The following is a 14,437-nucleotide window of genomic DNA, read 5'->3' on the forward strand; positions in this document are numbered from 1 at the left end:
GTCCCGGCCTCGAGCCGGGACCCATAACCACCGGCTCGAGTTTGACGGAAGATCTCCGCCACCTTCCAAACCAATCAGCACTCCGCGGTATGGGTCCCGGCTCGAGGCCGGGACGACAGCGGAGTGCTGCGCGGCAGCCGCGATCCGAAGCGGCCGGCGATGCGCGACTTACACGCCCTGCAGCACGAAGCGGCGGTCGAGCTTCTGCACCGGGCGGGCATTCATCGGATACAGCTTGGCGAACTTCGCCACGTCCGCTTCGGCGACCGAGACCGGCTCGCTCAGCAGCAGCCACTCGACCACCTCGGAGCAGGGCGGCGTCGTCAGCGAGCCGGCATAGCGATAATAGGAGCGGCGGTTCGGCAGCATCATGTTGGGATTGATGCGCGGATCGGCCTTGACCGCGGGGCCTTCCTTTTCCGGCATCGTCGACACGATGTGGGAGAAGGCGGCATTGGGGCGGCCGGTGGTCATGAGCACGCCGACCACAGCGAGGCCGCCCGAGGCGGCGCGGTGCACGAAATGCGCCTCCATCGGATAGTTCTTGCCGCCGATCTGGTGCTCGCTCGGGCGATGGAAATGCACTTGCAGCAGCTTGTAGGTGGTGCCGCCGAGCTTCAGGGTGCCGCTGCCGTCGGCGAAGTTCAGCTGGATGGTATGGCCGTTGTTGACGATGGTGTCGGCGGTCCTCGCCCAGCTCAGCTTGAAGTCGGGCAATTGGGCTCGCGTCGGATGCTCGATGTCGATCGGCGACTGCTGGGTGCCGACGCCGCAGACCTTGTTGGCCGCGTCGAGATCGCCCCATTTGGCGGGGCCCGTCGTCCCCTCATAGCTCCAATGCGGGGCGCCTTCGGCGGCGAAGCCGGGCGTGGCGCAGACGGGGCAGAGAGCTAACCCAGCTAGGGCCTTCAAGACGTTGCGGCGGTCCATGGCAATCTCCAAAGCTCAAGTGTGATGCAGGCAATCGGTGCGGCCGTCAGCGCTCGGCGGCGCCGAGGCGAATCGCGAAGCCCAGGAGAGCCGAATTCGGTTAATCCTTGCTGAGGAACCGGCTGCATCCAGAAAAATCCGTGATGGCCCGGGACAACTGGTGCGGGCGATGGCGCAGCGGCCGCGGGACAATCGATGCTTGAGTTCGCCGCCCCCTGCCGATACGGTCGGCCGCTCCCGAAAACATCAGCAAACTCAAGCTCAAGCCAGGACCGCGCGAAGGTGCCCAAAATCTACAAAATCTGCTCAGCTTCGGCCTGGCGCGAGGCGGAGCGGCTGGGCGTCTACCGCGGCAGCGCGGACGATCTGCGCGACGGATTCATCCATTTCTCGACCGCTTCCCAGGTTCCGGAGACCGCCCGAAAGCACTTCTTCGGGCAGAGCGCGCTGTTCCTGGTCGAAGTCGAGGCGGACGCGCTGGGCGAGGCGCTGCGCTGGGAACGCTCGCGCAATGACGAGCTGTTCCCGCATCTCTATGGCGAGCTCGACCTCGGTGCGGTGGCGGCCGTTCACCAGATGCACAGCCGGGCCGATGGCGGCCACGACATTCCAGGACTTGCGCCGTGATTCGCGCCTTCGACACCGTTTCGCTGCCGCTGCTTCGCTGGCTGGACGCCGAGGATGCGCACCGGCTCGCCATCCAGGGCCTGAAGCTGCTGCCGGCGATCAAGCCGCGGCCCGACGATGCCAAGCTCGCGGTGCGCGCCTTCGGGCTCAACTTCCCCAACCCGGTCGGCATGGCCGCCGGCTTCGACAAGAATGCCGAGGTGCCGGACGCGCTGCTGCGGCTCGGCTTCGGCTTCGTCGAGATCGGCTCGGTGACCCCGAGGCCGCAGAGCGGCAATCCGCGGCCGCGGCTGTTCCGGCTGGAGCGCGACGAGGCGGTCATCAACCGCATGGGCTTCAACAATGACGGCGCCGAGGCCGTGCTGCGCCGGCTGGCCGGTCGCGCCAATCAGGGCGGCATCGTCGGCGTCAATGTCGGGGCCAACAAGGATTCGGCCGACCGCGTCGCCGACTACGTCCGCCTGATCGAGACCTTCGCGCCGGTGGCGAGCTATTTCACCGTCAACATCTCCTCGCCGAATACGCCGGGCCTGCGCAATCTGCAGAAGGCCGCGCAGCTCGACGAACTCTTGTCCAAGGTGCTGGAGGCGCGCGACCGTATCAGACGCAAGGCCGGCGACACCCCGGTGCTGCTCAAGATCGCGCCCGATCTCAGCCTCGCCGAGCTCGACGACGTCGTCCATGTCGCGCGCTCGCGCGGTGTCGACGGCATGATCGTGTCGAACACGACGCTGGCCCGGCCCACCAGCCTGCGCGAGCAGCTGCGTGCCAAGGAGCAGGGCGGTCTGTCCGGGCGGCCGCTGTTCCGGCTATCGACCCGCATGGTCGCGGAGACCTTCGTGCGCGTCGAGGGCGCGTTCCCGCTGATCGGCGTCGGCGGCATCGACACCGGCGGCGCCGCGCTGACCAAGATCCGCGCCGGCGCCAGCCTGATCCAGCTGTATTCCTCGCTCGTCTACAAGGGTCTCGGCCTGGTCGACAGCATCAAGGCCGATTTGACCTCGACCTTGCTGCGCACGGGACGCGAATCTCTGTCCGAAATCGTCGGTGCCGATGCGGCGACGATCACGGCGGAGGACTGGCCGGTTTAGTTCAGCTGCTCCGTCATTCTCCACCGTCATCCCCGCGCAGGCGGGGATCCAGTACGCCGCGGCGGCTGTTGTTGAATCGAGACGGCACGGCGTACTGGATCATTCGCTTGCGCGGATGATGACAGTTTAAATTGTCGGACGAGCAGGGCTCTTCTCAAACGACGCCCTCAGCAGCGCCGGATAGCGTGCGGCCTGGAAGCCGCCGCGGGCGGCGTAGAAGCCGAGCAGGGCGATCCACAGGCCGGTGTTGCCGTAGCTGCGCAGCGCCAGCCAAGCGCCGAGAAACACGATCAGCGCAGCGATCATCAGATTGCGCATGTCGCGCGCCCAGGTGGCGCCGATATAGACCCCGTCGAATGCGAAGGCGAACACCGACAGCAGCGGCGAGGCGATCACGAACGGCAGATAGTCGCGCGCGGCGCTGCGAACGCCGGGGCTTGCCGTCATCACGTCGATCAGGTCGGGTCCGAACAGCGCGAAGATCACGGCGACAACGAGCGCGAAGCCGAAGCCCCAGACCAGCACCAGCCTCGTCGCGCCGGCGAAGGCGCCCCTGTTGCGCGCGCCAAAGGCGTAGCCACAGAGCTGCTCGGCGGCGTTGGCAAGCCCGTCGAGAAAGAACGCCGCCACCAGCAGGAAATTGTTCAGCACCGCGTTGGCGGCGAGCGTGGTGTCGCCGGCGCGCGCGCCCTGCGAGGTGAAGAACAGGAAGGCTGCGATCATCGCGGCGGTGCGGATCATGATGTCGCGGTTCACCGCCATCATGTGCATCAGCTTGACGCGGTCGAACAACGAGGGCAGCGAGAGACCGCGCGTCGTCGAGACCAGCCGGTGCGCCAGAGCGAGGCCGATCACCACGCCGACGGCCTCCGCAATCAGCGCGGCGATCGCAGCGCCGGCAATGCCGGTTTCCAGCACCTGCACCAGCAGGATGGTCGCAGCCATGTTGATCAGGTTGATCGCGACCTGGACCGCGAGCGCCAGCTTGGCGCGCGCCAGCCCGACGAGCCAGCCGAGCAGCACGTAGTTGGCGAGCGCGAGCGGCGCCGACCAGATGCGCACGGTGAAATAGGTTCGCGCGGCGCCGAGGACGGCATCGCTGCCGCCCATGAGCTCGAAGATGATGGCAGCCAGCGGCAGCTGCAGGGCGATCAACGCGACGCCGATTAGTGCAGCGAGCGCGAGCCCGCGGATCAGCACCATCCGGATCTCGTCGGCCTCCCCGGCGCCGAGCGACTGCGCGGTGAAGGCGAGCGTGCTCGCCCGCAGGAAGGCGAACAGCCAGAACAGGCAGTCGAAGATCACCGAGGCCATCGCCACGCCGCCGAGCATGGCGGCTTCGCCGAGCCGGCCGATCGCCGTGGTCGAGACGATGCCGATCAGCGGCGTGGTCAGGTTGGCGATCATCGCGGGACCTGCGATGTCGAACACCTGGGCAGTCGTGACGGCCGCCCCCTTGGGTCCCGGTGAATGCAACGGAATGCTCGCTCGCCTGGCCCGTGTCACCCGCCGCGCTGCTGCGGCGGTCTCAGCCCCGGTCCGGGCCTACCATAGCCGGCACCGCTGATATGATGCTAGAGATCAATCGTCATACCGTCATGCGCTGTCTCATGCGGCAGGTTCGGCAGCCGCCGGAGCATGTCGTCGCTCATATGGGTGAGCACCAGCCGCTTCGGCCTGATCTCGTCGAGATGGGCCTCCAGCGCCGCGAGGCTGAGATGGTTCTTCACGGGCTTGTCGAACGTATAGGCTTCGGCGACGAACAGGTCGGCCTTGCGGCCGAGCGGGATCAGGCTGTCCGTCCATTCGGTGTCGGCGGTGTAGGCCACCACCTTGCCCTCGGCTTCGATGCGGTAGCCGAGAAACGGCCCGCCGGAATTGCCGTGCACGACCGGAAACGGCGTCACGCCGACGTCGCCGAAGCGCACCGGCTGCTCGGGCGCGAGCTCGACCACCGACAGTTCGAACTTGCGCGGCGTGCTGGAGGAATGCTCGAACATCGCCTCCATCACCTGCGTCAGCCGCGTCGCGATGCCGGCGGGGCCTGCGATCACCAGCGGCTGCGTCCGCCGCGAGAATTGCGCGTCGAGCAGCAGGAAGGGAAGGCCTGCGAAATGATCGCCGTGGAAATGCGTGATCAGGATCAGCGCGACATCGTTGCAGGCGATGCCGAGCCGCTTCAAGGCCGGCAGCGAGGAGGCACCGCAATCGATCAGCAGGTTGGTGTGCGCGCCCGTCAGATGGAAGCAGGTGTTGGACCTGCCGCCCGAGCCGAACGCGTCACCGCAGCCGACGAAGCGGAGCTGCATCGGCTGCGCTCCTTCATCTGCCGCGCGGAGCGAACAGCCGCGACAGGAACCAGATCGGAATCACGATGACGGCGCCGAGCAGGAAATAGCGCCACAGCCAGTTGAAGGCGTCGAAGCCGAGCTCGTAGAGCCGGATGAACAGCAGCCGGATGCTGTGCAGGATATTCAGCGGATCGAAGCCGATCGCCGACAGCACGACACCGACCAGGATGGACAGCAGCACCAGCCGGAACGCGACGGCGACCGGCGAGCCGCCGAGAAAGCGATACAGGCCATCCGAGCTGCGGCCGCGGGCCGGATAGTCCCTGATGTCGTTCGACATTGTCATCGTCTCCAGGCGGGTTCGTCGGATTCGCAAGGGCACATTATAAAGCACGGCAGGGCAGGTGGGGAACCCGCGCCAGCGGCGCAAGCTGGTTACTGCCATTTAATGTTCCGCGCACGCGCCCACTTTTACTGGTGCACGCGCTCTCCATTTTCGTCATGGCCGGGCTTGACCCGGCCATCCATCTTTCGAAAGCGGATGGATGCCCGGGTCAAGCCCGGGCATGACGAGTCACAAATTGTCACGCATCCTGGGTTGGAAGAAGTGAGCCCTCATCACCCCGCCGTCTCGCTCTTCAGCATGCGCTCCAGCGTCTCCAGCCGGTCGGCGTCGCGCGGCGGCTTGTCCCAGCGCAGGCGGTTGATGCGGGGGAAGCGCATCGCGACGCCGGACTTGTGTCGCGGCGATTTCTGCAGGCCCTCGAATGCGACCTCCAGCACCAGGCCCTGCTCGGGCTCGTGCACCACATGGCGGACCGGGCCGAACTTTTCGGTGGTGTTGCGGCGGACGAAGCGGTCGATCTGCAGCAGCTCCTCGTCGGTGAAGCCGAAATAGGCCTTGCCGACCGGCACGAGTTGATCGCCGGCCTCACCAGCCGTCCACACACCGAACGTGTAGTCGGAGTAGTAGGACGAGCGCTTGCCGTGGCCGCGCTGCGCATACATCAGCACCGCGTCGATGATGTGCGGGTCGCGCTTCCACTTCCACCATTGCCCCTTCGGCCGCCCCGGCAGATACAGCGCGTCGCGCCGCTTCAGCATCACGCCTTCGACCGCTTCGGCGTCGTCGCCCGCGCCGGCCGAGGCGGGATTGGCACGCGCGGCCTTCAATTCGTCCCAGCTGGCAAAGGCGATCGTCGGGGAAAGGTCGACGCGCGGATCGCCGAGACGCCTGATGAACGCGTCCAGCCGCGCACGGCGCTCGACGAATGGCAGCTCGCGCAGATCATTCTCCTCGTCGCCGAGCAGGTCGTAGGCGCGCAGGTGGATCGGGTAGTCCTTCATCAGCTTCGGCGACACCGTCTTGCGGTTCAGCCGCTGCTGCAGCACGTTGAAGCTCTGCACGCGCTGATCGCGCACGACCAGCAGCTCGCCGTCGAGCGCGCCCGGCAGATGCAGCGACGGCAGCAGATCAGGGAAGCTCGCGGTGATGTCCTCGCCGCTGCGCGAATACAGCCGCGTGACCATGCGGCCGTCAGCCTCGCGGCCACTGACTGCCTGCACCCGGATGCCGTCCCATTTCCACTCCGCGATGTAATCGGCCGCGGTCATGCCGGCGAAGTCGTCGTCCTCGACGGCATGCGCCAGCATCACCGGCCGGAACGGCGCGGGGTCACGATTGACCGGCTTGTCGCCGCGGCCCTCCAGCCAGGCAAACAGATCGAGATAGGGCGGTGCGAGGCCCGGCCAGATCAGCTCGACCTCGTGAGGGTCCTTGTCGCCGAGTGCGGCCGCCGCGGTCTTGGCAAGGCGCGCGGAGATGCCGATGCGAAGCGCGCCGGTGACGAGCTTCAGCAGCGCCCAGCGCCCGGTCTCGTCGAGCTCGTCCAGCCATTGCGCGAGCTGCTTCGGCATCTCGGTCTTGCCGAGCGTGCGGAGCGTGGTGACGACCTCGGTGAGCGTCGGCGGCGGCGGGTTGTTGTGGCCGGGCGGGGGCTGGTTCGAGGGACCACCCGTGGGGGACCCCCCTCCCTGACCCTCCCCCACAAGGGGGGAGGGAACGGAGAGAGCGGTGCTCGGGATTGTGTTATCGATTGCCGAGTCGCTGTTCGATGCCGTCCGAGCTGCAAGCTCCAAGCGCAACTCGGCTCCCTCCCCCCTTGTGGGGGAGGGCTGGGGAGGGGGGTACCCGGAAACGAGCTGCTGCTGATGCGCACCACCCTTCGACCACATCAGCGCGACCGTCTCGGACAGATCACCGACATAATCATACGACAATGCGAACAGCACCGGATCGGTGCGCGCGGCGATGAGGTCGCGGATCAGCGCCGGCTTGGCGTGCTTGAACGAAAGCGCGCCGGTCAGCGCGGCCAGCGCGTAGCCGCGGTCGGGGTCCTCGACCTCGCGGAAATACGAGGTCAGCAGGCGCAGCTTGTTGTTGCGGCCGGGCTCGTAAGCGAGGCGGTCGAGCAGCTCGGCGAAGCGGTTCATGCCTCGGCGTCCTCCGTGGCCGCCACCTCGCTCTCTTCCTCGTCGCCGTAGCCGACGAGATCGAGCGGCCGCGCCGCCAACCCCTTGCTCCGGCACCAATGCACCAGCGCGTCCTCCTGGCCATGCGTCACCCAGACCTCGCCAGCGCCGGTGGCCGCGATGGTCGCGGTCAGCCCATCCCAATCGGCATGGTCGGAGATCACCAGCGGCAGTTCGACGCCGCGCTGCCGGGCGCGGGCGCGCACCCGCATCCAGCCCGAGGCGAAGGCGGTGACCGGATCAGGAAAACGCCGCGTCCACAGATCCGAGGTGGCGCTCGGCGGCGCCAAGGTGATGCTGCCCGCGAGCTCCGCTTTCTTGACGCCCTTGACCGGCCGGAGCTCGCCGAGCGCGATGCCCTTGTCCTGGTAGTAGCGCGTGATCTTCTCCATCGCGCCATGCAAATAGATCGGCGCATCGTAGCCGGCCTCGCGGATCAGTGCGATCACGCGCTGCGCCTTGCCGAGCGAATACGCGCCGACGAGATGCGCGCGCTCGGGAAACAGCGCCACCGAGGCCAGCAGCTTGCTCACCTCGTTCGCTGCATCACCATGGCGGAACACGGGAAGACCGAACGTCGCCTCGGTGATGAACACGTCGCATTGCAGCAGCTCGAACGGCACGCAGGTCGGATCGCGCGCATCCTTGTAGTCGCCGGAGGCGACGATGCAGGTGCCGCCGCAGGACACCTTGATCTGTGCCGAGCCCAGCACGTGCCCTGCGGGATGAAAGCTGACCGTGACGTCGCCGAGCCGGACCGCCTCGCCATAGCCGATCGCCTGCGTGGCACCGGCGAAGTTCTCGCCATAGCGCAGCCGCATGATGTCGAGCGTCTCCTGCGTCGCCAGCACGGCGCCGTGACCGGCGCGTGCGTGGTCGGAATGACCGTGCGTGATCAGCGCCCGCTCGACGGGGCGCACGGGATCGATGTGGAAGCCGCCGGCCTTGCAGCACAGGCCGGAGGGAACGGGCAGGAGGATGTCTTGCGGGCGCATGGTGGTCATATAGGTCTCGGGTTGGAAAATTCAGCCGGTCCCACACTCCGCCCGCCATGCGCGGGCTTGACCCGCGCATCCGTCTCCTGAAATGACAGCGCGCCCAGACCATGGTTCCCCGATGCCTCACCGCCTGTTCCTGTCCTCCGGCGATCTGATCGCCGACCGTCGCTACGAGTTCGCCCGCGACCTCGAATTGAAGGGCGATCTGGTCGCCGCTGCCGAGGTGATGGAGCAGGCGCTCGAGGTCGCGCCGAATTTCGCCTCGGCCTGGTTCGAGCTGGGCAAGATGCGGATGGCACTCGGTGAAACCGACAAGGCGATCTCGGCCCTGCAGAACGCCGTTGCCGCCGATCCGGATGACCGCCACGGTGCCGGCGTGCGGCTGATGCAACTCGGCGCCTCGCCACTCGCCGACATGCCGAAGGCCTATGTGCAGTCGCTGTTCGATCAGTACGCGCCGCGCTTCGAAGCCGAGCTGATCGAGCGCCTCAACTACCGGGCGCCGAACATCCTGTTCAAGGCCGTGCTCGCGGTCCGCGCCGCCGAAAGCAAGCCGGCCTATTTCAAGCGCGCCATCGATCTCGGCTGCGGCACGGGCCTCGGCGCGGCCGCCTTTGCCAAGAACGTCGACGGCTTCGTCGGCATCGACCTGTCCGCCGGCATGATCGCCGAGGCGCGCGCGACCGGTCTCTATGCCGAGCTCGAGGTCGACGACATGACGGCGGGCCTGCAGCGGCAGCCGGACGCGTCCGCGGATCTCGTCCTCGCCGCCGATGCGATGGTCTATGTCGGCGATCTCGCGCCGGTGCTGCGCGAGATCGAACGTGTGCTCAGACCCGGCGGACTGCTGGCCTTGACCGTCGAGACGCATGATGGCGCTGGCGTGATCATGGGCAAGGGCCTGCGCTATGCCCATTCCGCGGAATATCTGCGCGGTATCATCGCGGGCGCGCGTTTGAAGCTGATGCATCTCGATCCGGCATCGCCGCGCACCGAAGATCAGGTGCCCGTGCGTGGGCTGGCCGTCGTTGCCGGCAAATCTTGAGTCTACACGCTAGGACCGGCCGCGCATCGCATTGCACTGCGCCGGTTGGTCGCAACTTGGCTCTTGCGTGGCTCTCCCGATCCCAGAAAGATAGGCCAGTCTAGGGAGAGACAACAAATGAAGAAGAATCTGACCCGGCGCGATTTCTGCGCCACCGCGCTTGCGACCTTGGGGGCGTCGACCATCGCCTCGCCTTACGTCTGGGCGGCCGAGAAGAAGTACGACGCCGGCGCCAGCGACACCGAGATCAAGCTCGGCCAGACCATTCCGCATTCCGGCCCCGGCTCGCTGTACGGCGTGCTCGGCCGCGTCGGCGAGGCCTATTTCCAGATGCTGAACGAGCAGGGCGGCATCAACGGGCGCAAGATCAAGTTCATGACGATGGACGACGCCTACAGCGCGCCGAAATGCGTCGAGGCGACGCGACGCCTCGTCGAGCAGGACGAGGTGCTGGCGCTGTACGGCTCGCTCGGCACCGCGCCGCAGACGGCCGTGCACAAATACCTCAATTCCAAGGGCGTGCCGCAGCTGATGCTCAACACCGGCGCCTCGAAATGGAACGACCCGAAGAACTACAAATGGACCATGGCGGGCCTGCCGCTGTATCCGACCGAAGCGCGCATTCTCGCCAAGCACGTGCTGAGCGTGAAGCCGGAGGCCAAGATCGGCATCCTCTATCAGAACGACGATTTCGGCCGCGACTTCCTCGGTCCCTTCAAGAAGACGCTGGCCGACGCCGGCGGCAAGGCGCAGGTGATCATGGAGCAGACCTATGATCTCACCGAGCCGACGGTGGACTCGCAGCTGATCAATCTGTCGAAGTCGGGCGCCGACGTCTTCTATAACATCTCCACCGGCAAGGCGAGCTCGCAGTCGATCCGCAAGGCCGCCGAACTCGGCTGGAAGCCGCTGCAATTGCTGTCGGCGGGCTCGACCGGCCGCTCGATCCTGTCGGCTGCCGGTTTCGACAACGCCAAGGACATCGTGGCCATCCGCTACTCCAAGGACGCCGGCGTGCCGCGCTGGAAGGACGATCCGGACGTCAAGGCGTTCGAGGCCCTGCGCGCCAAGTACCTGCCGAATGTCGATCCGGACAACAGCATCGCCTATGCCGGCTATGGCCAGGCGGCGTCGATGGCGGAGATCCTGCGCCGCTGCGGCGACACGCTGACGCGCGAGAACGTGCTCAAGCATGCCACCACGCTCGCCGGCTTCCACTCCCCCTATTTCCTCGACGGCGTGAATTTCAGCTACACGCCGGACGACTACACGCCGATGAAGACGCTCTACATCTCGATCTTCAACGGCAAGGACTGGGATATCTCGGACAAGCCGGTGACGGAGTAATCGGCGGACGCCTCCCGCGACGGTGGAAGGCTCGCGCGTCTGCCGTCGAGAGGTTCGCGCCGGGCGCGTCGAAATCGGTGTCATTCCGGGGCGCCCGCAGGGCGAGCCTGGAATCCATCGAGCCGCGCATTCTGTCGTGACATGGATTCCGGGCTCGTGCTTCGCACGCCCCGGAATGCCGGCGGAGAGAGCTGCATCGTCACTCCGCAAGTTGGGCGACGGCTTGGCAGGCTTGATCGGCAGCGCGCCGCTGCTTATGCGCGCCATGCTGGCCCGCTCCATGGCAAGGCCGGCCCCTCGACGAACCGCAAGCGACTGCCTACCTTCGCTCGGTGTCGCCCCGCATCTCACCAGCCCCACCCGACGACCGCACCGCGCTGCCGGACCATGTCACCCGATGGTTCGCCGCGCGCGGCTGGGCGCCGCGTACCCATCAGCTGGCGCTGCTGGACAAGGCGCGCGCGCAACGCTCCGCGCTGCTGATTGCCCCGACCGGCGCCGGCAAGACGCTGGCCGGGTTCCTGCCCACCTTGGTCGAACTGGGCGGAAAGCCAGCGACGCGATCCGTCGCCCGTCCCGCCGGCCTGCACACGCTCTACATCTCGCCGCTGAAGGCGCTCGCCGTCGACATTGCCCGCAATCTCGACGCGCCGATCTCCGAGATGGGGTTGCCGATCAAGGTCGAGACCCGCACCGGCGACACGCCGGCGTCACGCAAGCAGCGCCAGCGCCGCTACCCGCCGGACATCCTGCTGACGACGCCCGAGCAGCTCGCGCTGCTGCTGGCCTCCGACGATGCGCCGTTTCTGTTCTCCTCGCTGAAGCGCGTCGTGCTCGACGAGCTGCATGCGCTGGTCACTTCGAAGCGCGGCGACCTGCTGTCGCTCGGGCTGGCGCGGCTGTGGCGGCTCGCGCCGGAGATGCGCATGATCGGGCTGTCGGCGACGGTGGCCGAGCCAGATCAGCTCGCGCGCTTCCTGGTGCCGCAGCCAGTTGATGCCGAGGCGGCCGCGGATGTCGTCATCGCCGGCGGTGCCGCGCAGCCTGTCGTCGAGATGCTCGACACGCGCGAGCGCCTTCCCTGGGCCGGCCACACCGCGCGTCATGCACTGGCCGAGATGTACGAGCTGATCAAGGCCAACAAGACCACGCTCGTCTTCGTCAACACGCGCAGCCAGGCCGAGATGCTGTTCCAGGAGTTCTGGCGCATCAACGACGACAATCTCGCCATCGCCCTGCATCACGGGTCGCTCGACGTCGCGCAGCGCCGCAAGGTCGAGGACGCAATGGCCGCGGGCCGGCTGCGTGGCGTGGTCTGCACCTCCTCGCTCGATCTCGGCGTCGACTGGGGCGATGTCGATCTCGTCATCAATGTCGGCGCGCCCAAGGGCTGCTCGCGGCTGATGCAGCGCATCGGCCGCGCCAATCACAGGCTCGACGAGGCGTCGCGCGCGGTGCTGGTGCCCGCCAATCGCTTCGAGGTGCTGGAATGCTCGGTCGCGATCGACGCCGTCGCCGACAATGCGCAGGACACGCCGCCCTTGCGCACCGGCGCGCTCGACGTGCTGGCGCAGCACGTGCTCGGCTGCGCCTGCGGCGAGCCGTTTCTGAGTGACGAGCTCTATGCCGAGGTGATCACGGCCGCACCCTATGCGCAGCTGTCGCGCGCCGATTTCGACGATGTCGTCGATTTCGTCGCGTCGGGCGGCTACGCGCTGAAGACCTATGAGCGCTTCGCGCGCATCAAGCAGGATGCGAAAGGGCGCTGGCGCGTCGCCAATCCCAAGGTGCGGCAGAGCTACCGCTTGAACGTCGGCACCATCGTCGAGGAGGCGATGCTGAAGGTGCGGCTGGTGCGCTCGCGCGGCGGGGCTAAGGGCACCACCGGCGCGATCGCGCGCGGCGGCCGGCTGCTGGGTGAGATCGAGGAGTACTTCATCGAGGGCCTGACGCAGGGCGACACGTTCGTGTTCGGCGGCGAGATCGTGCGTTACGAGGCACTGGCCGAGGATCAGGTCTATGTGTCGCGCGCCAATGACGCCGATCCCAAGGTCCCATCCTACATGGGCGGCAAGTTTCCACTCTCGACCTATCTCGCCGAGCGCGTGCGCGGCCTGCTCGACGACAACAGCGCCTGGTCGCAACTCCCCGACCAGGTACGCGATTGGCTGGCCTTGCAGCAGGACGTCTCGCGTATTCCGGCGCAGCGTGAGCTGCTGGTGGAAACCTTCCCGCGCTCCAACAAGCACTATCTCGTCTGCTATCCGTTCGAGGGCCGGCTCGCGCACCAGACGCTCGGCATGCTGCTGACGCGGCGGCTGGAGCGGGCGCGTGCCCGTCCGCTCGGATTCGTCGCCAACGAATATGCGCTGGCGGTCTGGGGGCTCGGCGACATGTCGCTGATGACCTCGCAGGGCCGGCTCGACCTCGCGGCGCTGTTCGATCCGGACATGCTGGGCGACGATCTCGAGGCCTGGCTCGATGAATCCGCGCTGATGAAGCGCACGTTCCGCTCCTGCGCGATCATCTCCGGGCTGATCGCGCGGCGCTCGACGACAGAGGAGAAGACCCGCAGGCAGGTGCTGTTCTCGACCGATCTCGTCTACGACGTGCTGCGCCGGCATCAGCCCGATCACATGCTGTTGCGCGCCGCGCGCGCCGATGCCGCCACCGGCCTGCTCGATCTGCGCCGTCTCGGTGATATGCTGGCGCGGATCGAGGGCCGAATCACCCATCGCCCGCTCGATCGCGTCTCGCCTCTGGCGGTGCCGGTGATGCTGGAAATCGGCCGCGAATCCGTCTATGGCGAGGCCGCCGACGAGCTCCTGGCGGAGGCCGCCGAGGAACTCGTCAAGGAAGCGATGGGGTAGGCGAGAAGCGAGGCGGATTTGCGGGGGACTGTCTGCGTATCGGGCATGATGGACGTCGCCGGCACTGCGCTGCGCGTCGATCTCTCCGGTGCGCTCGTCTGGGACGAGCAGCGTCTGCTCGTCGTCTCCGATCTGCATCTGGAAAAAGGTTCGAGTTACGCGTCGCGCGGCACCCTGCTGCCGCCGTTCGACACGGTCGCGACCCTGCGCCGGCTCGAAGCCGTGATCGCGCACTACGATCCCCGCACCGTGATCGCGCTCGGTGACAGCTTTCATGACCGTGACGCGCATACCCGCCTGACCGGCGACGACCGCGCCTGCATCGCTAACCTGCAGGTCGGCCGCGACTGGATTTGGATCACCGGCAACCACGATCCGGCGCCGCGCGGCGTCGGCGGCGAGCTCGCCGATGAAATCACGCTCGGCGCCGTCACCTTCCGCCATGAGCCGACCGGCGCGCCCGGCGAGATCGCCGGCCATCTGCATCCCAAGGCCCGCGTGGCGACACGCGCACGCACGCTGGAGCGCCGCTGCTTTGTCTCCGACGGCGCGTGCGCGGTGATGCCGGCGTTCGGCGCCTACGCCGGTGGCCTCAGCGTGCGCGACGCGGCGTTCGCCAAGCTGTTTCCGAAGCGCGCCTTCATCGCGCATGTGCTGGGCGACACGAGGCTGCACAGCATCGCTGCGGCGAGGTGTTATTAGTTAA

Annotated in this window: 12 protein-coding genes; 6 read left to right on the plus strand and 6 right to left on the minus strand. The window is 67.1% G+C overall.

The window, feature by feature from the left end; translation table 11 throughout:
• Positions 1–168: 168 nt before the first annotated feature.
• Positions 169–930, minus strand: coding sequence for a carbonic anhydrase family protein (locus QX108_RS23160; RefSeq protein WP_315783060.1), 762 nt, complete (start codon positions 928–930; stop codon positions 169–171).
• Between the two features lie 282 nt (positions 931–1,212).
• Here QX108_RS23160 and QX108_RS23165 point away from each other — a divergent pair, with 282 nt between their 5' ends.
• Positions 1,213–1,557, plus strand: coding sequence for a DUF952 domain-containing protein (locus QX108_RS23165; protein WP_315722453.1), 345 nt, complete (start codon positions 1,213–1,215; stop codon positions 1,555–1,557).
• A complete protein-coding gene (locus QX108_RS23170; protein ID WP_315783062.1) occupies positions 1,554–2,648 on the plus strand; it encodes a quinone-dependent dihydroorotate dehydrogenase in 1,095 nt (364 codons plus the stop codon). The genes QX108_RS23165 and QX108_RS23170 overlap by 4 nt, the downstream gene beginning before the upstream one ends.
• 126 nt (positions 2,649–2,774) lie before the next feature.
• On the opposite strand, the gene QX108_RS23175 is transcribed toward QX108_RS23170, so the two are convergent.
• The 5 genes from QX108_RS23175 to QX108_RS23195 all read right to left on the minus strand — a co-directional run bounded on the left by QX108_RS23175 (position 2,775) and on the right by QX108_RS23195 (position 8,475).
• Positions 2,775–4,079: an MATE family efflux transporter gene (locus QX108_RS23175; RefSeq protein ID WP_315783552.1), complete on the minus strand. Its 1,305-nt coding sequence runs from the start codon at positions 4,077–4,079 to the stop codon at positions 2,775–2,777.
• Positions 4,080–4,222: 143 nt separating this feature from the next.
• Positions 4,223–4,957 (minus strand): MBL fold metallo-hydrolase, encoded by a 735-nt coding sequence (locus QX108_RS23180; protein ID WP_315783064.1) that lies wholly within the window; start codon positions 4,955–4,957, stop codon positions 4,223–4,225.
• Positions 4,958–4,970: 13 nt separating this feature from the next.
• On the minus strand, positions 4,971–5,279 hold the full coding sequence (locus QX108_RS23185) for a DUF6460 domain-containing protein (RefSeq protein ID WP_172110273.1): 309 nt from the start codon (positions 5,277–5,279) through the stop codon (positions 4,971–4,973).
• Positions 5,280–5,557: 278 nt separating this feature from the next.
• Positions 5,558–7,432 (minus strand): ATP-dependent DNA ligase, encoded by a 1,875-nt coding sequence (locus tag QX108_RS23190; protein ID WP_315783066.1) that lies wholly within the window; start codon positions 7,430–7,432, stop codon positions 5,558–5,560.
• Positions 7,429–8,475, minus strand: a complete 1,047-nt coding sequence (locus QX108_RS23195) for a ligase-associated DNA damage response exonuclease (RefSeq protein WP_315783068.1) — start codon at positions 8,473–8,475, stop codon at positions 7,429–7,431. Before QX108_RS23195 ends, QX108_RS23190 begins: the two co-directional genes overlap by 4 nt.
• Positions 8,476–8,587: 112 nt before the next feature.
• On the opposite strand from QX108_RS23195, the gene QX108_RS23200 reads away from it, so the two are divergent.
• The 4 genes from QX108_RS23200 (at position 8,588) to pdeM (ending at position 14,433) form a co-directional block, all read left to right on the plus strand.
• Entirely contained in the window at positions 8,588–9,514 is a 927-nt protein-coding gene (locus QX108_RS23200; protein ID WP_315783070.1) for a class I SAM-dependent DNA methyltransferase, read from the plus strand.
• Between the two features lie 117 nt (positions 9,515–9,631).
• Positions 9,632–10,861 (plus strand): ABC transporter substrate-binding protein, encoded by a 1,230-nt coding sequence (locus tag QX108_RS23205; protein ID WP_315722447.1) that lies wholly within the window; start codon positions 9,632–9,634, stop codon positions 10,859–10,861.
• Positions 10,862–11,193: 332 nt separating this feature from the next.
• Positions 11,194–13,731 (plus strand): ligase-associated DNA damage response DEXH box helicase, encoded by a 2,538-nt coding sequence (locus tag QX108_RS23210; RefSeq protein WP_315783072.1) that lies wholly within the window; start codon positions 11,194–11,196, stop codon positions 13,729–13,731.
• 48 nt (positions 13,732–13,779) lie between these two features.
• A complete protein-coding gene (gene pdeM, locus QX108_RS23215) occupies positions 13,780–14,433 on the plus strand; it encodes a ligase-associated DNA damage response endonuclease PdeM (RefSeq protein ID WP_315726484.1) in 654 nt (217 codons plus the stop codon).
• The last annotated feature ends 4 nt before the right edge of the window (positions 14,434–14,437 follow it).

It is taken from the genome of Bradyrhizobium sp. SZCCHNR1002 (genome assembly GCF_032381435.1).
Lineage (GTDB): Bacteria > Pseudomonadota > Alphaproteobacteria > Rhizobiales > Xanthobacteraceae > Bradyrhizobium > Bradyrhizobium aeschynomenes.